The sequence below is a fragment of the Micromonospora sp. DSM 45708 genome (assembly GCF_039566955.1).
Lineage (GTDB): Bacteria > Actinomycetota > Actinomycetes > Mycobacteriales > Micromonosporaceae > Micromonospora.
Genome location: NZ_CP154796.1, coordinates 1,619,057 through 1,638,169, shown reverse-complemented (window position 1 = coordinate 1,638,169; position 19,113 = coordinate 1,619,057). Strand labels below are relative to the sequence as shown.

The window sequence follows — 19,113 nt, the reverse complement described above, 5'->3', positions numbered from 1 at the left end:
TCGCACACGGTCGGGGTGGGTCATCGCAGTTCCCGTCGGGACCTGATCGCCCGTCGGCCCAGCCAGCCGGCGAGCGCCGCCGCCGCGGCGGCGGCCGACCAGCCGCGGGTGACCGACGCTTCGGGCGGACGGGCGGTCTGCCACCGGACCAGCCAGGTCACCACGAACCAGGTCAGCGAGGCGGCGAAGCCGGCGGTGGCCAGTCCCACCCAGAACCGGCGGGTCGACCGGAGCGTCGTGGCGAGCAGCAGGAGCAGCCCGCCGGCGGCCACCGAGACGATGAACGGCGCCCGCAGCGACGCGTACATCGGCCAGTCGTAGCTGAGGGACTGGGACGCGGCCAGCAGCAGACCGACGGCGGCGAGGACCGAGGTGTGCAGCGCGGTGAGGAATTCGTTGCGTTCGGCGAGGGCGCGCAGCCGCCGTTCCAGGTCGGCGGCGCCGATCTGCGCCATCGGCTCCGCGTAGGCCACGGTGTACCGCGCCGTGTCCGCCGCGTCGTCGATCTCGGTCAGCAACCAGGCCACGTACTCCAGGTCGGCGGCCACCGGCCCGGCCAGGCCCTCGACCCAGGCGTGGCGGTCCGGCACCGCGAGCGTGCCCGCCCAGTCGCGCAGCCAGATCCGGGCGTTGTGCTCCTCGGCCGTGACCGTCCGGGACATGATGCGCAGGTCGGCCTCGTCGGCGGCGCCCAACGCCGTCTCCCGCCGGAGTTTCCGGAGCCGCTCCTCCCGGGCCTCGGTCGGTTCGGGGTCGGTCCGCTCGCTGTCCTCGACGTGTGACGCGAGGTCGTACAACCGGGCCTGTCGGTCCTGCGAGCGGCGCTCCGCGAACCGGCGGGCCTCGTGGCGGACCTTGGCCATCTCCCAGAGGTAGCCGGGCAGCGGCCGGAGTCGCGCGTCGCCGTCCGGCCACACCCAGGAGTCGCTCAGCGTCTCGCCGGCGGTGGGCGCCAGCAGCACCAGGACGCGTTCCGGGCGGTCCGGGTCGGGGGACGGGACCTCCCACAGATAGGTGCCGGGCACCGGCTCGGTCGGTTCCTCCCCACGGATGTTCGCTCCGGCCGGCAGCGCGGCCTCCGCCGCGACGGCGAGCTGGTCGGCGTCACCGGCGCCGTCGTACAGCGCGTAGAACAGCCGCACCCGGCCGGTGCAGTCCTCGTCGGCCGCCGCGCCCACCGCCTCCCGCCACGTCCGGTCGAGTTCGCGCCAGTCCGCGGCGCCGTCCACCGGCGCCAGGCAGACCAGGAACGCATCCAGGCGGGTGGTGGCGTACCGCAACGCCTGCCACGTGCCGTCGCCCGGGGCGGTGAGGAGCTGCCGGGCCCGCAGGCCGTCGGCGTGCACGAGCGGCACGCGGTCGGGCTCCGCCATGCCGAGGGCGCGGCAGGCCGCGACGATCCGCGTCGCGACCCCGGTGTCCCGGAGGCCGTCGAAGAAGGTGTACGCGTTGAGCGCGTACGCGTGCAGCCTCATCGGCCCCGGCCGTCGTCCGGCCCCGAGCCGTCCCCCTTCTCCCGGCGAAGCCGGTCGCGTAGACGATCGGCCTGCTCCCGCAGCGGCACCGACTGCCGGACATCCGTGGCGAGGTCCGCCTTGGCACCCAGCAGATTCTCGAGCGCCTCGATCTGTTGCCGGTACCGATTGACGGCGGCCAGGTCGTGGTGATCGAGTGCCTCATTCATCAGCACCAGACAGCCGCCGAACCGTTCCCACTTCTCCGGCGGGAGCGTCGCCTCGCGGATGTCGTCCAACGCGTCGATGGCGTATTGCAGAATGTCGGCGGGGTGGGGAGCACCGGTCTCGTTCATCGACAGTCACCATAGGCGAGGACACCTACGGTGAAGTCGCCCGTCAGCGGCGTACCGACACCGGAACGGTTGCCCGGCGGTCATCCGATCCGGTCGCGAATTGGCGGACGTTCAGGCCTTCGACCAGCTCGACCGCAATCACTTCGACCACTCCGCGCCGGTGCCGGCACATTGTCGGCTAACCGACACGCCGAGAAAAGCCGATCAGAAGGAACAGTTGACGAGATCGCATTCGGGCCCCAGCCGGATACCGAAACGCGCCTCGACGCCCGCGCGGATGTGCGCCGCGAACTTCATGACCTCGGACGTGGTGGCGCCACCCCGATTGGTCACCGCGAGCGCGTGCCGGCTGGACAGCGCCACCGTGCCGTTTCCCCAGTCGTGACCGTAGCCCCGGGGAAAGCCGGCCCGCTCGATCAACCAGGCCGCCGGCAGCTTGGTGCCCTTGACGTCCGGATAGCGGGGGCACTCCCGGGCCGACTCCGGCACCTCGGCGAGCACCGGGTTGATGAAGAACGACCCGACGCTCCAGGTGTCGTGGTCATCCGGGTCGAGGACCATGGCGCGGCTGCGCCGCAGCGCGAGCACGACCTCGCGGACGTCCGCCGGCGCGGCGGTGCCGCCCACCTCGATGCCCAGCCGCTTCGCGAGCTCCGCGTACTCGATCGGCCGCGACTGACCGCTGCGGCGCAGGCGGTACGTCACCTCCACCACGACCCAGCGGTCGCTGTGCTTGAAGACGGACTGCCGGTGGCTGCCGAAGCCGCACCGCTCCGGCGTCCACCGTTCCAGGCTGCCGGTCTGCCGGTCGTAGACGGCCAGCGAGTCGAGCACGTCCGAGGTCACCGTGCCGAACGCGCCGACGTTCTGCACCGGCGTGCCGCCCACCAGACCGGGGATGCCGGACAGCGCCTCCAGGCCGGCGAGCCCCGCGTCGACGGTGGCCGCCACCAGGCGGTCCCACTCGACGCCGGCGGCGGCGGTCACCCGCTCACCGTCGATGCGGAACTCCGAGGTCGCCATCCGGACGACCGTGCCGTCCCAGCCGACGTCGCCCACCACCAGGTTCGACCCGCCGCCCATGACCAGCAGCGGGTCACCGGCGGCGGTGGCCCGGCGCAACAGGTCGAGCAGATCGGGGGTGGTCTCCGGAACGTACAGGCGACCGATCGGACCACCGACCCGCATCGTGGTCAGATCAGCAAACGTGGTTGTCACCGTGCCAGCCTACTGACCGGGCCAGCGACGCCCGCGGCTTCCTCGACGCGACCCGTCGGTCAGGCGCCGGACGACGACCGGAGCCGCCGGGCCGCGATCTGCACCGCGCGCTCGCAGATCGCGTGCCGGTCGGCGGCCGGGGTCCGGCGGAGGACGAGGCCGGCCAGGATGTTCACCGGCCAGGCGGTGACGTCCTCCGGCGGCCGGCCGTTGACCTCGAGGAACAACTCCACGTCGTGCTCGTCCGAGGTCTGCGCCAGGTGGTCCTGCACCACGGCGAGGAGGGCGTCGGCGAGGGCCTGCGCGGGCGCGTGCCCGTCACTGACGTCGACGCCGGGACCGGCCGCCGTGAGGATGCGGTCCTGCAACGTCTTGGCGTCCATGGCCGCCGTCCGGTACAGGTCCTCGGAGGACATCGGACCGCCCGTCTCCTCGATCACGGCTGGCACCCTCCCGTCGAACCGGCCGCCCGTTCGTGGAATCGGTGCGGGTGACGCCCGGCGATGGTCCTCGGCGTGGGCGAGAACGGCAGTATTGAACCGTCGCCCACATCGGAGGGCAAGAGCACCGTCGGAATTCCGTCACCACACGACGCCCCGCTCAGGTGGCCTGGTCAGGCGCGGGGAAGCAGCACGGCGAGCGTCGCGTCGTCGTGCTGCTTGACCGGGCCCCGACCCGGCCGCGCCAACAGTTCCGGGCGGCTGCTCTCGTACCGGCGGACGGCGTCGATGACGGCGCCGGGACCGGACCGCTCGGCGATCCCGAACACCTCCGCCCAACCGAGCCCGAAGAACTCGGTCAGCCGGGAGACGCCGTCGGTGCAGAGCAGCAACCGGCGCAGCCCGGAGCGGGCCACCCGGCCGGTCACCGCCTCGGCCGCCGCCGCCGGATCGGTCGACGCCACCCAGAAGCCCCCCGGCCGGTTGCGGAGCCGGGCCACCGTGTGCCGGTCGTACGCCGGCAGGGTGTCGGCCCGGTCGTCATGGACGACCGTGACGCCGTCCGCGTTCTCGAACACCACCGACGAGTCGCACAGCACCAGATAGTCCACGTGGTCACCGGCGGCCCGGACGACGGCGACGGTCGACGACGGACTGTGCGGATCGGACAGATCACAGCGGTCCCCGTGGCGGCCCCGCAACCGGTCGATGGCGGTGGCGAGGATCTGGTCGAGCGGCGCCGCCGGGCCGGCCGTCAACGCGCCCACCAGGCAGTCGCCCAGCTCCCGCACCAGCCATGCCGGACCGTGCACGCAGCCGGTGTCCAGATCGGGCGGCCGGGTGACGCCGTCCAGCACGATCGCCCAGTCGGGCGACACGACGACGTGGTCCTCGTTGGGCCGCTCCGATCCGGGCGCGGTGGCGAAGGTGAAGTCCACTGCCGCGCGGCCCGGTCAGCCGGCCATGGTGTCCGCGATGGCCTCGCGGAACGCCTCCGAGCGGTGCTCGTAGTTGCGGAACCGGCCGTAGCTGGGCGCGGCCGGCGACAACAGCACGACGCCACCGGTCGGGGTGACCTTGCGGGCCCGGCGCACCGCGTCGGACAGGTCCTCGACGATCTCGCACCGTACGCCCGGCAGCCCGGCCAGCGCCTCGACGATGCGCGGTCCGCTGTCCGGGATGCCGATCACGGTGATCTCCCGCTCGGCGAGGTGGTCGCGGAGCGGGGCGTAGTCCACCCCCCGGTCGGTGCCGCCGAGGATGACCGTCAACGGCCGTCCGTCGTACGCGTCGATGGCGTGCATGGCCGCGTACGGGCTGGTGGCGAGCGTGTCGTCGACGAAGGTGAGCCCGGACGGGTCGGGGATCTCGGTGAGGCGGTGGGCCAGCCCCTGGAACTCCGCGACCGCGATCGCCAGCGTGTCCTTGTGCGCCGCCACGTCCACGCCGAGCACGTCGAGCACCGCGAGCGCGACGCAGAGGTTGCCCTCGTTGTGCCGGCCGACCAGGGGCAGCACCGCGCGCGGGAAGAGCGGTGTGTCCCGCAGGTGGAACCAGGGCGTGCCGTCCGGGCCGGTCGCCACGTGGGTGGTGTCCGGCGAGCCGGCGCGGATCGCCGCCCGGTCGCCGAGTTCCACGGCCAGCCGGGGATCCGCGCCGTTGACCACCACCGCGTGCGGGCCGTGTGCCAGCAGGTTCAGCTTGTCCCGGTAGTACTCGCGCTCCCCGCCGTGCGCGTCCAGGTGCTCCGGGAACAACGCGGTGACCACGGAGATCCGCGGTGAGTCGGTCAAGTCGCTGCACTGGTAGCTGGAGAGCTCCAGCACGTACAGCTCCGCCTCGGGCAGTTGCAGCGTCGGCACGCCGATGTTGCCGCCGAACACGTTCGGGCGGCCGACGGCGACCAGCAGATGGCTGATCAGGCTGGAGGTGGTGCTCTTGCCCTTGCTGCCGGTCACCCCGATGGTCCGGTCGGCGTGGTCGGCCATCCACAGCGCGGTGCCCTGCGTCACCGGGATGCCGCGCCGCCGCAGCTCGATCATCCACGGGTGGGTCTGCGGCACGCCGGGAGAACGGACCACCACGTCGGCGGCGGTGAGCGCGTGCAGGCCCTGCTCGCCGGTGACCAGCGGGGCGGACTCCGCCAACGGCCCGTCCCAGGGCAGCGACAGGAAGTTCGCCCGGTCGTCCACCGCGACGAGACCGGCCGGACCGTGCGCGGCGACCGCTCGGGCGGCGGCCATGCCCTCACGCCCCGTACCCCAGATCGCCACAGAGCGTCCGCGCAGGTCAGACAGGCGCACGTTGAATCTCCTTGCTCGCGTCCCGGTGGGTCCGGACTAGTATGACCTGTGCTTAACGGACAGCTCGGACGGATGGACGCCTTCACCTTCCCGTCGTACTCGGTCGACTTCGCCACCGGTGAGGTCCTGTTCGACTACGCCCTGACCGGCCCCGACGGCGACCAGCGGTTCACCGAGGTGATCACCCTCCCGCTGCCCGCCGAGCCGGTTTCCGACGCCACCGCGACGCGGCTGGCCCGGGTCCTGGAGCTGCTGCACGTGGTCGCCGGCGTCAGCTACTACAAGGCCGCCGCGCCGTCCCGGCTGGTGCTGCCGGCGCCGCTGGGGGCCGCCGCCGTCGAGCTGGTCACCGCCGTCTACACCAAGGGACTCGCCGAGTACGCCTACCGCAACGCGTTGCCGCACGTGTTGGCGCTGCGCCCGGAGGTCCCGGCCGGTTCCGTCGAGGCGGCGGCGCCGTGGGACAACTCCGACCGGCGTCCGCTGTCGGCGGTCGGCGGCGGCAAGGACTCCATCGTCACGCTGGAGGCGCTGCGTCGGGCCGGTCTCGACCCGGTGCCGTTCTCGGTCAACCCGAACCACGTGATCGTCTCGGTCAACGAGGCGTCCGACCTGGTGCCGCTCGCCGCCCGGCGGCGGCTCGACCCGGTGCTGTTCGAGCTGAACCGGGCCGGGGCCCGCAACGGGCACATCCCGGTCACCGCGATCAACTCGCTGATCGCGGTCGCCACCGCCGTGCTGCACGAACTCGGGCCGGTGGTGATGTCCAACGAGCGCTCCGCGTCCGACCCGAACCTGGTCTGGCAGGGCCACGAGATCAACCACCAGTGGTCCAAGGGCGTCGAGGCGGAAGGGCTGCTGCGGGCCGCGCTGGCCGAGCACGCCGGGCTCACCGAGCCGTACTTCTCGCTCCTGCGCTCGCTGTCCGAGCTGCACATCGCCCGGCTGTTCGCCGAGATCGACAGGTACGACGCGGTGGTGACGAGCTGCAACGCCGCGTTCAAGCTGCACGACCCGAGCGAACGCTGGTGCCGGGACTGCCCGAAGTGCCGCTTCGTCTTCCTGGCCATGGCCCCGTTCATGCCCCGCGAGCGGCTCACCGGCGTCTTCGGCGGTGACCTGCTGGCCGACGAGTCCCAGGTGCCCGGCTACCGGGAGCTGCTCGGCGTGGACGGGCACAAGCCGTTCGAGTGCGTCGGCGAGGTGGAGGAGTCGGTGGTGGCGCTGAGCCTGCTCGCGCAGCAGGACCGGTGGCGGGACGCCCCGGTGGTCCGAGCCCTGGTGGCGGCGCTGCCGGACGCCGCCTGGCAGGCCGCCGCGACCTCCGACGTCTTCACCCCCGCCGGCCCGAACCACGTCCCCGCCCCCTACGCCAAGGCCCTCACCGCCCTCACCTGAGCGCGTCGGCGTGTCGGCCTCGGCGTGTCGTCGTGGAGCAGGGATGCCATCGAGCGCTGGTATACCTCTGAGGCATAAATGCCTCAGAGGTATACCGCCAAAAAGCGCACCGCCTCACCGGCGAGAACCACGCTCTGTGGCCAGCACGCCCGGAGACGGCCGAGGCGGAGATCAGCGCCTCGCGTCAGGACCGTGAGACGGTGGCGGGCGCGCGGACCTCGTCAGGGGGTGCGGACGGCGTCCAGGGCCAGCAGGGCCACGTGCAGGGAGAGGCACTGCTCGACCGAGTCGAGGTCGGCGTCGAGGATCCGGCCGATGCGGGCCAGCCGCTCGTAGAAGGCCGGCCGGGACAGGTGCGCCGCCACGGCGCCCGCTGACTTGTTGCGACCCTGCTCCAGGTAGGCCCGCAACGTGCCGAGCAGTTGCTCCCGGGGATGCTGGGCGTCGTACGCCAGCAGCGGGCCGAGTTCCCGCTCGACGAACGTCTGCAACCGGGGCTCGTCCCGCAGCAGGTGCAGCAGACCGGCCAGCCCGACGTGCGGCAGCCGGAAGCACGGCAGGTCCCGTGGGTCCCGCCGGGCCGCCTCGGCGATCTGCCGCGCCTCGACCAGCGACCGGCGCGCCTCGCGCAGGCTGCTCACCCCGGAGCCGGCCGCCACGACGACCGCCGGGCGCGACGGCGGCCCGTCGACCGGCCGCGCGACCCCAGGGGCCCCGCCCCGGCCGGCCCCGTCGACCGGCCGGCCCGGACGGGGGGTCGGTGGGCGGGGTGGGGCGGCGTCCAGGCGTACCCGACGCAACGCGGCGGCGAACGCGGCGAGCGCCCTCTCCTCGGCGCCCGGGTCGGGCAGGGCCAGCAGCGCGCCCACCGCGTGGTCGTCGACGGCGCTGGTCAGCGCCGTCAGCTTGGCCTCGCGCACGGCCTGGCCGACCGCCTCGGCGAGATCGCGGAGCCGGGCCGGGCCGGCCCCGGGGTCGACCGGGTCGCGGCGGGGGCCCGCGCGGGAGTCGTCGGGAAGGTCGGTGGCGTCGCCGGCCGGGTCGTCGCCACGATGCCGGACCACCACGCCGACCAGGTGCCGGCGGTCCAGGGTGACGCCGAGCGCCTTGGCCCGCAGCGCCACCTCGTCCACCGGGCGGGAGTGGTCGATGAGCGCGGTCAGCAGCGTACGGTGGATCTGCCGTTCCAGGCCCTCGGCGTCGCGGCGGATCAGCCGGCCCAGGGCGAGCGTGGAGGCGGCCCGCTCGATCAGGATGGTGAGCCGGGTGGGCGGCGCGGCCTCGGCCGCGGGCCAGCGCAGCAGCAGCCGGCCCCAGTCCTGTCCCCGCGCGCCGACGGTGGTGACCAGCCAGCCGCTGTCCGGGTCGTACGCGGTCCGCCCGGCCGGCCGGATCCGGCGGGAGTGCTGCTCCCAGCCGTCCAGCAGCAGTTCCGCGTTCTCCCCCGCCGGGTCGTACGCGAGCACCTGCCGGGACAGGTTCTCCAGGACCACCGGGCAGCCGGCCAGCTCGGCGGCCTGCCGCAGCACCTCGGCCGGCTCGGCGCCCTCCACGGACAGCTCGGTGAACCGCTGGTGGATCTCCTCGGTGGCCCGCAGTTCGGTGAGCTGGGCGTCCACGATCAGCGCGTGCACCGCCTCGGTGATCCGCACGAACGGGGTGGCCCGGCGCAGCTCGACCAGCGGCAGTCCGCGCCGTTCGGCGGCGGCGGCCATCACCCGGGGCACGCCGCCGACGTAGCGGCGACCCAGCTCGACGACGAGCCCGGAGACCCCGACGTCGGCCAGGTCGCCGACGAACGCGCGCAGCCCGGTGTCGTCGGCGGGCAGTCCGATGCCGGTGGTCAGCACCAGCTCGCCGCCGCCGAGCAGGGTGGCGATGTCCGGCACCTCGGTCACGTGCACCCACCGCACCGGGCGGTCCAGCCCGGCGTCGCCGGCGACCAGGCGCGGCGCGCCGTGGCGCACCGGCACCAGGGCGAGCACCTCACGCACGGTAGGGAACACGGGCGACACGCTACCCTGCGTCACCACCGAAACCGAAGCCCCGCCCGTGCGCAAACGGCCCGCTCAGTCGACGCCGAACTCCATCGCGGCGCGGTCGAGCCACTCGTCCTCCGCCGAGGGGACGCCCCGGGAGGCGATGGCCTCCGCGCCGCCCTCGGGCATCGCGCCGATCAGGCCGGTCGAGGCCGCCTGCGCGGCGCCGACCATCCGCTGCGGGGCGGTGCCGCCGACGATGCCGAGCGAGGCGTACTGCTCCAGCTTGGCCCGCGAGTCGGCGATGTCCAGGTTGCGCATGGTGAGCTGGCCGATCCGGTCCGACGGGCCGAACGCCGAGTCCTCGGTACGCTCCATCGACAGCTTGTCCGGGTGGTAGCTGAACGCCGGACCGGTGGTGTCCAGGATCGAGTAGTCCTCGCCCCGGCGCAGCCGCAACGTCACCTCGCCGGTGACCGCCGTGCCGACCCAGCGCTGCAACGACTCGCGCAGCATCAGCGCCTGCGGGTCCAGCCAGCGCCCCTCGTACATCAGCCGGCCGAGGCGGCGGCCCTCGGTGTGGTAGTTCGCCAGCGTGTCCTCGTTGTGGATGGCGTTGACCAGCCGCTCGTACGCGGCGTGCAGCAGCGCCATGCCCGGCGCCTCGTAGATGCCCCGGCTCTTCGCCTCGATGATCCGGTTCTCGATCTGGTCGGACATGCCCAGGCCGTGCCGGCCGCCGATGGCGTTGGCCTCCAGCACCAGGTCGACCGAGCTGCCGAACTCCTTGCCGTTGATGGTCACCGGGCGGCCCTGGTCGAAGCCGATCGTGACGTCCTCGGTGGGGATCTCCACCGCCGGGTCCCAGAACCGGACCCCCATGATCGGGCTGACCGTCTCGATGCCGGTGTCCAGGTGTTCGAGCGTCTTCGCCTCGTGGGTGGCGCCCCAGATGTTGGCGTCGGTGGAGTACGCCTTCTCGGTGCTGTCCCGGTAGGGCAGGCCGCGGTCGAGCAGCCACTCCGACATCTCCTTGCGCCCACCCAGTTCGGTGACGAAGTCGGTGTCCAGCCACGGCTTGTAGATGCGGAGCTGCGGGTTGGCCAGCAGGCCGTACCGGTAGAACCGCTCGATGTCGTTGCCCTTGAACGTCGAGCCGTCGCCCCAGATCTGGACGTCGTCGGCGACCATCGCCCGCACCAGCAGCGTGCCGGTGACGGCCCGGCCGAGCGGGGTGGTGTTGAAGTAGGCCCGCCCGCCCGAGCGGATGTGGAAGGCCCCGCAGGTCAGCGCCGCAAGACCCTCCTCGACCAGGGCGGCACGGCAGTCGACCAGCCGGGCGATCTCGGCGCCGTAGCTCAGCGCGCGGCCGGGCACCGAGGCGATGTCGGGCTCGTCGTACTGGCCGATGTCGGCGGTGTAGGCGCAGGGCACGGCGCCCTTGTCGCGCATCCACGCGACCGCGACGGAGGTGTCGAGGCCGCCGGAGAAGGCGATGCCGACGCGTTCGCCGGTGGGCAGGGAGGTGAGAACCTTGGACACAGGAAGATTATGCACCAAGCCGCATGGTCATGCAAGCGAGCGTTACATCGGGTCGTCGCGACCGAGTTCCCAGCAGGCCACCGCCGTGGCGGCGGCGACGTTCAGCGAATCCACCCCCCGGCGCATCGGGATCACCACGCGCACGTCGCTGGCGGCCATCGCCGCCGCCGTCAGCCCGGCACCCTCCGCGCCCAGCAGCAGCGCCGCACGGACCCGCTGGCCGTCGGTGAGCCGCTGGATCGCCACCGCGTCCGGCGCCGGGGTCAGGGCCAGCACGCTGAAACCCGCCGCCCGCACCTCGTCCAGGCCCGCCGGCCAGCGCTCCAGCTTCGCGTACGGCACCGCGAACACCTCGCCCATGCTGACCCGGACGCTGCGCCGGTAGAGCGGGTCGGCGCAGGTCGGCGACAGCAGCACGGCGTCCACCCCGAGCGCCGCCACGGCCCGGAAGATCGCGCCCAGGTTGGTGTGGTTGTTGACGTCCTCCAGCACCACCACCCGCCGGGCGGCGGCCAGCAGCACCTCGGCGGCCGACGGCAACGGCCGGCGGTGGAACGACGCGAGCACCCCCCGGTGCACGTGGAAGCCGGTGGTCCGCTGGAGCACCTCGGCGGTGGCGGCGTACACCGGGACGTCGCCGGTGTCGAGGTCGGCGAGCTGGTCCGCCCGCTTCAACTCGACCAGGTACGACCGGGCCGGGTAGCCGGCCCGCAGCGCCCGGCGCAGCACCAGCTCCCCCTCGGCGATGAACAACCCGTGCGGGGGCTCCCAGCGGGTCCGCAGCTCCACGTCGGTCAACGCGCGGTAGTCGGCGATCCGGTCGTCGTCGGGGTCGGTGATCTCGTGGACGGGCACCGCACGATTCTGCCTGGTGTCCCGGCCCGTCCCGGCGCGGGCCGGGTTTCCGCCGCCCGAGGCGGGGAACGGAGCCGGGGAAGCGGACACCGACGGAGGGACCACCACGATGGGCGCGGACCACCACGACGACGGCCGGCTGCCCCGCGGCGCCACCGTGGCCGACCAGATCGTGGCCCGGCTCGCCGAGTGGGGCGTGCACCGGTACTACGGCTATCCCGGGGACGGGATCAACGGCCTGACGTCGGCGCTGCAACGCGCCGAGGGGCGCGCGCGGTTCATCCAGGTACGCCACGAGGAGACCGCCGGCTTCGCCGCCGGCGCGCACGTCAAGTACGGCGGCGGCCCGCTCGGGTGCGTGGTGGTGACCAGCGGTCCGGGCGCGATCCACGCGCTCAACGGCCTCTACGACGCCAAGCTCGACCACCAGCCGGTGGTGGCGCTGCTCGGGCACACCGCGCTGCCCGCCGAGGGCGGCGGCTACTACCAGGAGGTGGACCTGCTCTCCCTCTACAAGGACGTGGCCGGCGGCTTCCTGGCCCAGCTCGACGACCCGTCCCAGGTCCGGCACCTGGTGGACCGGGCCTGCCGCACGGCGCTGGCCCGGCGTACCGTGACCGCCCTGGTCCTCCCCTCGGACGTGCAGGATGAGCCGGCGGTGCCGCACCCGCCGCACGCGCACGGCTACTACCACACCAGCGCGGTGCCGAGCAGCCCACCGACCGTGCCACCGGAGGCCGACGTGCGTCGCGCGGCCGAGGTGCTGCGCGGCGGCGAGCGGGTGGCGATGCTGGTCGGGCAGGGCGCCCTCGGCGCGGAGAACGAGGTACGCCGGATCGCCGACCGGCTCGGCGCCGGGGTGACCGCCGCGCTGCTCGGCTTCGCCGCCGTGGACCACCGGCAGCCCTGGGTCACCGGCGCGATCGGCCTGCTCGGCACGCGCCCGAGCTGGCAGCTCATGCAGGAGTGCGACCGGCTGCTGATCGTCGGCAGCCAGATGCCGTACTCGGAGTTCTACCCGCCGGAGGGCCAGGCCCGGGCGGTGCAGATCGACCTCGACGGCACCCGGATGGGGTTGCGCTACCCGACCGAGGTGAACCTGACCGGCGACGCCGGCCCGACGCTGCGGGCCCTCCTGGACGAGCTGGGCCCCGGCCCGGCGCCGACCGCCTGGCGGGCCACCATCGCCGACGCCACCGGCAAGTGGCGGGCGGCCCAGCGGGAGGTGGCCGCGCAGCCCGCCGACCCGGTGAACCCGCAGTCGCTGTTCGTCGCGCTCGACGACGCGTTGCCCGACGACGCCATGCTCGCCGTGGACTGCGGCACCGCCACCGCCTGGTACGCCCGGCACCTGCGGGTCCGGCCCGGGATGCTGGCCAGCCTCTCCGGCACGCTGCTGTCCATGGGCGGCGGCCTGCCGTACGCGTTGGCGGCGAAGTTCGCCCACCCGGACCGCCCGGTGATCGCGCTGCTCGGCGACGGGGCGATGCAGATGAACGGCGTCAACGAGCTGATCACGGTGGCGAGGTACTGGCGGGAGTGGGCGGACCCCCGGTTCGTGGTGCTGGTGCTCAACAACCGGGACCTGTCGTTCGTGAGCTGGGAGCAGCGCTCCGGCGAGGGCACGCCGAGGTTCCCGGACAGCCAGGACCTGCCGGACGTGGCGTACCACAGGTGGGCGGAGGTGCTGGGGCTCGGCGGCGAGCTGGTCGACGCGCCCGGGCAGGTGCCCGACCTGTGGCCGCGGGTGCTCGGCGCGGACCGGCCGGTGGTGGTCAACGCGGTGGTCGACCCGGCGGAGCTGATGCTGCCGCCGCACTTCACCGCCGAGCAGGCCCGCAAGACGGCCGCCGCGCTGCTGCGCGGCGACAGCGACCGGGCGGGCATCCTCCGGCGCGGCCTGCCCGCCACGGTGGCCACCTACCGGCCGCGCCGCCGGGGCCGCTGACCGCGCACGCCGCCGCCCGGTCGGGGTGCTCGCCGCCGGCCGGTCACGCCCGTTCGTAGCGCAGCAGCACCGACCGGCCGTCGAAGCCGCGCGTGGAGACGAGCCGCAGGTCCTGCCGGTCGAGGCCGGGCAGCAACCGCTTCCCGCCACCGAGCAGCACCGGGTGCACGATCACCTGGTACTCGTCGACCAGCCCGAGCGCGGCCAGCGCCGCCGCCGCGCCGGTGCCGCCGGTGACCAGCAGGTCACCGTCGAGCCCGGCCCGCACCCCGGCCAGCTCCGCCGCCAGGTCGCCGCCGCCGATCACCCGGGCGCCGTGGTCGGCCGCGGCGAGCGTGCGGGACACGACCACCTTCGGGGTACGCCGCCAGATCGGCGCGAACGCCAGGTCGTGCGGATGGTCGGAGATCGACTCGACCTGCGGCCAGTAGCCGGCCATCAGCTCCCACACCCGCCGTCCGTACCCGAACGCGCCGGCCCGCCCGGCCAGCTCCAGGGAGTACGCGGACAGCTCGTCCCCCATCGCCGGCCAGTCGAACTCGCCGTTCGGTCCCTCGACGAAGCCGTCGACCGACTGGTGCACCCAGTAGATGACCTTGCCCATGGTGCGCTCCTCCACGTCACGGGGACACCCAAGCCGCCCCCTCCCCATCGGGTCGGAGCCGCCCACCCGAATCCGACACCCCCGTGCGCGCTGCACACCCGTGCGCGCTGTTTCACGGAAAGCGTGGCAATCGGGGCGCGGATGACCCCGCTTTCCGTGAAACAGCGGGTGGGGGTGGGGTGGGCGTGGGGGTGGCTAGTTGCGGTTCTGGAGCCAGCGGAGGATGTCTGCGGGGAGGTCGGCCCGGGTGTCGGGGCGGGGTTGGGTGGGCTGCTGGGGCTGCGGGCGCGGCTGCGGGCGCTGCGGGTCGCCGGCCAGCTCGCGGCTCGGCGCGGTGAAGTCCCGCACCGGCTTGCCGGCGACCGCCGCCCTGATGGTCCGGGCCACCGCGTCGATGACCTTCGACTGCACGGCGGAGCCGACCAGGTCGGTCGCGTCGTCCGGGTTGGCCGCGATGCCGGCCACGGCCACCTGCGGGGTGAACCCGACGAACGTCTCGGTGGCGTTCCGCTCCGAGCTGCCCGTCTTGCCGGCCACCGGCCGCCCGACGATCCCGTCGACGCCGGTGGCGGTGCCGCCGTTGCACTGCCCGTACGCCGACTGCTGACCCACCGGGCAGCGGGCCGCGTCGGTGGCCGCCCGCGCCACGTCCGGTTCGAGCACCCGCTTGCAGTCCGGCTGCCCCACGTCGACCGTCCCGCCGTCCGGCGCGGTCACCGAGACCACCGGCAGCGGCGTGCAGTACGTGCCCTCGGCGGCCACCGTCGCGTACGCGTTGGCCAGGTCGAGCGGGGTGGTGGCGGCCACGCCGAGCGTGAACGCGCCCCAGTTGGCGGCGTCGTCGCGGGCGAACGCGGCGTCGGAGTCGGCCCGGAACGTGATGCCCAGGCGCTGCGCCATCTCCACCACCTTGTCCTCGCCGACCTGCTCGGCCAGCCAGACGAAGTACGTGTTGACGGAGCGACCGAATCCGTCCCACATCATCCGGTAGCCGTCCATCCACTCCGGGTTGGCGTTGGCCGGGCACCATTTGCCGGCGCAGTTGCCCTCGGCGTCGGAGGCGTACCGGGTGGGCAGCTTGGCCGGCGCGTCGAAGCCGGTGGCGAGCGGCTTGCCGGCCTCCAACGCGGCCAGCATGGTGAACAGCTTGAACGTCGAGCCGGCCTGGTAGCCGTCCACGCTCGCGCCGCCGGAGATCAGCGGGTTGACCGTGTTCGGGTGGTTGGCCTGCCCGCCCGGGTTGTCGGCGAGGCTGTAGTGCCGGTTGACCGCCATGGCGAGCACCCGGCCGGTGCCGGGCTCGACCGCGGCGATCGGCAACGCGCGCCTGTCGTCGTACCCGTAGACCTTGGTGGCCTGCGCCTGCGCGGTCTGCTGGATCTTCGGGTCGAGCGTGGTGACGACCCGGTAGCCGCCGCGGCGCAGCGCCTGCTCGCGCTCGTCGGCGGTGTCGCCGAACGCCGGCTGGGTGAGCCACCACTGGCGCAGGTAGTCGCAGAAGAAGCCCCAGTCGTCGTGGCCCCGCGCGGTCGCGGTGCAGCCGTTGGGCTGGGCGGTCGGACGCAGCGTGAGCCGCTCGGCCTTGGCCGTCGCCGCCTGCGCGGTGGTGATCGCGCCGGTCTCGGCCATCGAGTCGAGCACGTACGCCCGGCGGGCCAGCGCCGCGTCCTTGTCGCCGTCGATCGGGCTGTACTCGTCCGGCGACTGGACCAGGCCGGCGAGCAGCGCCGCCTCGCCGAGCGTCAGGTCGGCCGGCGCCTTGCCGAAGTAGCGCTCGCTCGCGGCGGCGACGCCGTACGCGCCGGAGCCGAAGTACGCGATGTTGAGGTAGCGGTTGAGGATCTCGTCCTTGGACAGCGACTGCTCCAGCGCGTTCGCGTACCGGATCTCCTGGAGCTTGCGCCCGACGGTCTGCTCGGTGGCGGCCTGCCGCTCCTGCGCGGTGCGGGTCGGGTCGGTCTTGAGCACGTTGCGGACGTACTGCATGGTCAGCGTGGAGCCGCCCTGCTCGGTGCCGCCGCCCTTCACGTTGGCCACCAGCGCGCGGGCGATCCCGCGCAGGTCGGCGCCGCCGTGCGAGTAGAACCGCCGGTCCTCGGCCGAGATGATCGCCTGGCGCATCACCGGCGCGATCTCGGCCAGTGGCACGTCGGTGCGGTTCACGTCGTAGAACGTGGTGATCAGCGTCTTGCCGTCGTTGGCGTAGAGGTAGGAGCGCTGCGGCTGGGCGGGGGTGCGCAGCGCGTCGGGCAGCTCCGCGTACGCCCCGAGGCTCGCCTTGGCGACGAACCCGCCGAGCAGTCCGGTCGGGAGCGCGGCGAGCGCCAGGACCAGCCCGGCGAGCAGGCCGGCGAGCAGCACGGTGAGCAGCCGCGACAGCGGCGACCGGGGAGACGGCATGGAGCCAAGGATGGCCACGAAAGCCGCCAACCGGCCACCTCGTCAGGCAACTGTCAGTTACCTCACGGCGACTTTCCAGCTTCGGCGGCGCCCGGGAACCGGTCATCCGGCGGCAAGCGGGCCGTCCGGTGACGCCGGTGGGGCGGCGACGCTGGCGGTGGCGGCGTCGCGGGCGATGGTCTCCGGCACCAGACGGCCGCTGCGGTAGCCGATACCGATGCCGGCGACCAGCACGAAGATCGCGCCGAACGTCTGCAACGAGCCGATCAGCGCGCCGCCGAGGCCGAGCAGCGGCGCGGCGATCATCAGCATGATCCCGTCGCCGTAGGAGAACATCCCGGACCGGGCCACCGACCAGCCGGTGAGGAACCAGCCCACGCTGTAGCAGGTGGCCCCGAACAGCACGATGCCGCGCGCGGTCAGGCCGAACACCGGCGTCTGCTCGGCCAGCCCGGCGAACGGGAGCATCAGCACCATGCCGCCGATGCTGGCCAACAGCCCGGCCAGCGCGACCCGGCGGCAGCGGGTGGCGGCGAGCAGCCCGGTGAGCGCGAGCAGGGCCAGCAGCCCCAGCCAGACCGACGCCACCCAGCCGACCAGGTAGAGCGGCCGGCCGTCGGCCGGGTAGGGGTCGTTGCCCACCCCGCCGTCGCTGGCCATCGCCACCACGCCGTAGAGAACCGCGTACGCCGGGAGCAGCCAGACCGCCGCGCGGGCGAACCGCCGGACGGACCAGGCCCAGCTCGCGTCCGTGGCCGGGGCCCCCGGCCCCGGTTCGGAGACGAACGGCAGGACCCCGAAACCTCCTCCGGTACGCCGGGAGCCGAGCGGTCCGCCGGGGTCGTGCGCGCCGGGGACCGGGGTACGGGAGAAGAGCCGGTTCGCCGGTTCCGTCATGCGTCACCTCGTTCGCGCCACGGGTGGCCCGGGACGCGCAACGGCGCCCCGGCCCTGGTCACCACCCGTCCTTCAGACCGATGGTGGCAGGCGCCGGGGCGCCGGATGAGCGATTCTCGGATTTGCCGGTCAGCCCCGTTCGCGCTGGTCCGCCGGGTCGTTGAGCAGGGATTCCGGGGCCACCGGCTCCGGGGCCGGCAGGCCCTTCGCCGTGGTGCCGCCGGTGGCCTGCGCCTCCGCCACGCGTACCTCGTCGTGGATCTCCCGGGCGGCGACGGCCGCGGCCTGGGCCGCCTCGGCGGCCTCCCGCTCGACCTCGCTGGCGGTCCTGGCGGCCTCCGGCGACGGCTGGTCGCCGACCATGTTCGCCAGCCCGCCCAACGCGCCGCCCATGCCCTCCAGCGCCCGGGTCAGCTCGGTCGGGACGATCCACACCTTGTTGGCCGTGCCGTTGGCGATCTGCGGCAGCGCCTGGAGGTACTGGTAGGCCAGCACCTTCTGGCTCGGGTTGGCGGTGTGGATCGCGTCGAAGACGGTGCGGATCGCCTTGGCCTGGCCCTCCGCCTGGAGGATCCGGGCCTGCCGGTCACCGTCGGCGCGCAGCACCGCGGCCTGCTTCTCACCCTCGGCGGTGAGGATCTGGGACTGCTTGTGCCCCTCGGCGTTGAGGATGGCGGCGCGGCGGTCCCGCTCGGCGCGCATCTGCTTCTCCATCGAGTCGCGGATGCTCGGCGGCGGCTCGATCGCCTTGATCTCCACCCGGGTCACCTTGATGCCCCAGCGGCCGGTGGTCTCGTCCAGCACGCCGGACAGGTGCCTGTTGATCTCCTCGCGGCTGGTGAGCGCGCGCTCCAGGTCCAGCGAGCCGATCACGTTACGCAGCGTGGTGACGGTGAGCTGCTCGATCGCCTGGAGGAAGTTGGAGATCTCGTAGGTGGCCCGGACCGAGTCGACCACCTTGAAGTAGAGCACCGTGTCGATCGAGACGACCAGGTTGTCCGAGGTGATCACCGGCTGCGGCGGGAAGCTGACCACCTGCTCGCGCATGTCGACCTTGGTGCGCACCGCGTCGACGAACGGCACCAGCAGGTTGAGGCCCGGGCTCAGGGTGCGCTTGTACCGACCGAGCCGCTCCACCACGTCCTGGCGCTGCTGCGGCACGATCCGCACCGCCTTCGCCAGGGTCACCACGACGATCACCGCCACGGCGATCAACAGGACCGCTGCAAACTCCATATCTTCACCCTCTCGCTTCGGGCAGCCCGCCCGGGGCGGAAATGTCGTCCTGCCAGACCAGGGCGGTCGCGCCCCGGACCTTTATCACCTGCACCCGCTCGCCGACGGCGTACGCCCGCGTCGCGTCGAACGAACGGGCCGTCCACAGCTCACCATCGATCTTGACCATGCCCCGGTCGGCGTCCACCGCCTCCAGGACCACCGCACTGGCCCCCTCGATGGCCTCGACGCCGAACGGTTGCTCACCGGTCTCCAGCGCCGACCGGGCGTTCCGGCGGATCACCGGCCGGGCCAGCGCCAGGGACAGCGCCGAGACCACCGCGAAGATCACCGCCTGGAGCGCCACCGGCGCGCCGAGCGCGGCGGCGCCGGCCGCGGCGAACGCCCCGACCCCGAACATGATCAGGAAGAGCGTCGTCGTGAAGATCTCGGCGACCGCCAATACCACACCCAGAACGATCCAGAACACGGCGTCCACGTGGT

16 protein-coding genes are annotated in these 19,113 nt (G+C 73.4%); 2 read left to right on the top strand and 14 right to left on the bottom strand.

Annotated elements, in window-relative coordinates:
* Positions 1-20 precede the first annotated feature (20 nt).
* The 6 genes from VKK44_RS07785 to murD form a co-directional block, all read right to left on the bottom strand.
* Complete coding sequence (locus VKK44_RS07785; protein ID WP_343446162.1) at positions 21-1,475, bottom strand: CATRA conflict system CASPASE/TPR repeat-associated protein; 1,455 nt, start codon at positions 1,473-1,475, stop codon at positions 21-23.
* Entirely contained in the window at positions 1,472-1,810 is a 339-nt protein-coding gene (locus VKK44_RS07780) for a CATRA system-associated protein (RefSeq protein ID WP_343446161.1), read from the bottom strand. The genes VKK44_RS07785 and VKK44_RS07780 overlap by 4 nt, the downstream gene beginning before the upstream one ends.
* 204 nt (positions 1,811-2,014) lie before the next feature.
* Positions 2,015-3,028: a UDP-N-acetylmuramate dehydrogenase gene (locus VKK44_RS07775; protein ID WP_343446160.1), complete on the bottom strand. Its 1,014-nt coding sequence runs from the start codon at positions 3,026-3,028 to the stop codon at positions 2,015-2,017.
* A 59-nt stretch (positions 3,029-3,087) separates the two neighbouring features.
* Positions 3,088-3,468, bottom strand: coding sequence for a hypothetical protein (locus VKK44_RS07770; RefSeq protein WP_343446159.1), 381 nt, complete (start codon positions 3,466-3,468; stop codon positions 3,088-3,090).
* A 173-nt stretch (positions 3,469-3,641) separates the two neighbouring features.
* Positions 3,642-4,406 carry a protein phosphatase 2C domain-containing protein gene (locus VKK44_RS07765; RefSeq protein ID WP_343446158.1) on the bottom strand — a complete coding sequence of 255 codons (765 nt, stop codon included), beginning with the start codon at positions 4,404-4,406 and terminating at the stop codon, positions 3,642-3,644.
* A gap of 15 nt (positions 4,407-4,421) precedes the next feature.
* Positions 4,422-5,771 (bottom strand): UDP-N-acetylmuramoyl-L-alanine--D-glutamate ligase, encoded by a 1,350-nt coding sequence (gene murD, locus VKK44_RS07760; RefSeq protein WP_343446157.1) that lies wholly within the window; start codon positions 5,769-5,771, stop codon positions 4,422-4,424.
* A 48-nt stretch (positions 5,772-5,819) separates the two neighbouring features.
* On the opposite strand from murD, the gene VKK44_RS07755 reads away from it, so the two are divergent.
* Entirely contained in the window at positions 5,820-7,169 is a 1,350-nt protein-coding gene (locus VKK44_RS07755) for a hypothetical protein (protein ID WP_343446156.1), read from the top strand.
* A gap of 221 nt (positions 7,170-7,390) precedes the next feature.
* On the opposite strand, the gene VKK44_RS07750 is transcribed toward VKK44_RS07755, so the two are convergent.
* From VKK44_RS07750 to VKK44_RS07740, 3 genes are all read right to left on the bottom strand, one after another.
* Positions 7,391-9,175, bottom strand: coding sequence for a PucR family transcriptional regulator (locus tag VKK44_RS07750; protein ID WP_458351617.1), 1,785 nt, complete (start codon positions 9,173-9,175; stop codon positions 7,391-7,393).
* Positions 9,176-9,238: 63 nt separating this feature from the next.
* Positions 9,239-10,690 carry an argininosuccinate synthase gene (argG, locus tag VKK44_RS07745; protein WP_343446154.1) on the bottom strand — a complete coding sequence of 484 codons (1,452 nt, stop codon included), beginning with the start codon at positions 10,688-10,690 and terminating at the stop codon, positions 9,239-9,241.
* A gap of 42 nt (positions 10,691-10,732) precedes the next feature.
* A complete protein-coding gene (locus VKK44_RS07740; protein ID WP_458351616.1) occupies positions 10,733-11,635 on the bottom strand; it encodes a TrmH family RNA methyltransferase in 903 nt (300 codons plus the stop codon).
* A 19-nt stretch (positions 11,636-11,654) separates the two neighbouring features.
* Between VKK44_RS07740 and VKK44_RS07735 the strand changes: the two genes are divergently transcribed.
* Positions 11,655-13,493, top strand: coding sequence for a thiamine pyrophosphate-requiring protein (locus VKK44_RS07735; RefSeq protein ID WP_343446152.1), 1,839 nt, complete (start codon positions 11,655-11,657; stop codon positions 13,491-13,493).
* 43 nt (positions 13,494-13,536) lie between these two features.
* On the opposite strand, the gene VKK44_RS07730 is transcribed toward VKK44_RS07735, so the two are convergent.
* The 5 genes from VKK44_RS07730 to VKK44_RS07710 all read right to left on the bottom strand — a co-directional run bounded on the left by VKK44_RS07730 (position 13,537) and on the right by VKK44_RS07710 (position 19,108).
* Positions 13,537-14,097, bottom strand: a complete 561-nt coding sequence (locus tag VKK44_RS07730; RefSeq protein WP_343446151.1) for a dihydrofolate reductase family protein — start codon at positions 14,095-14,097, stop codon at positions 13,537-13,539.
* Between the two features lie 195 nt (positions 14,098-14,292).
* A complete protein-coding gene (locus tag VKK44_RS07725; protein ID WP_343446150.1) occupies positions 14,293-16,497 on the bottom strand; it encodes a transglycosylase domain-containing protein in 2,205 nt (734 codons plus the stop codon).
* A 102-nt stretch (positions 16,498-16,599) separates the two neighbouring features.
* A complete protein-coding gene (locus tag VKK44_RS07720) occupies positions 16,600-17,394 on the bottom strand; it encodes a hypothetical protein (RefSeq protein ID WP_343446149.1) in 795 nt (264 codons plus the stop codon).
* A 129-nt stretch (positions 17,395-17,523) separates the two neighbouring features.
* Positions 17,524-18,630, bottom strand: coding sequence for an SPFH domain-containing protein (locus VKK44_RS07715; protein ID WP_343446148.1), 1,107 nt, complete (start codon positions 18,628-18,630; stop codon positions 17,524-17,526).
* 4 nt (positions 18,631-18,634) lie between these two features.
* Entirely contained in the window at positions 18,635-19,108 is a 474-nt protein-coding gene (locus VKK44_RS07710; RefSeq protein WP_343446147.1) for an NfeD family protein, read from the bottom strand.
* Positions 19,109-19,113: the final 5 nt, after the last annotated feature.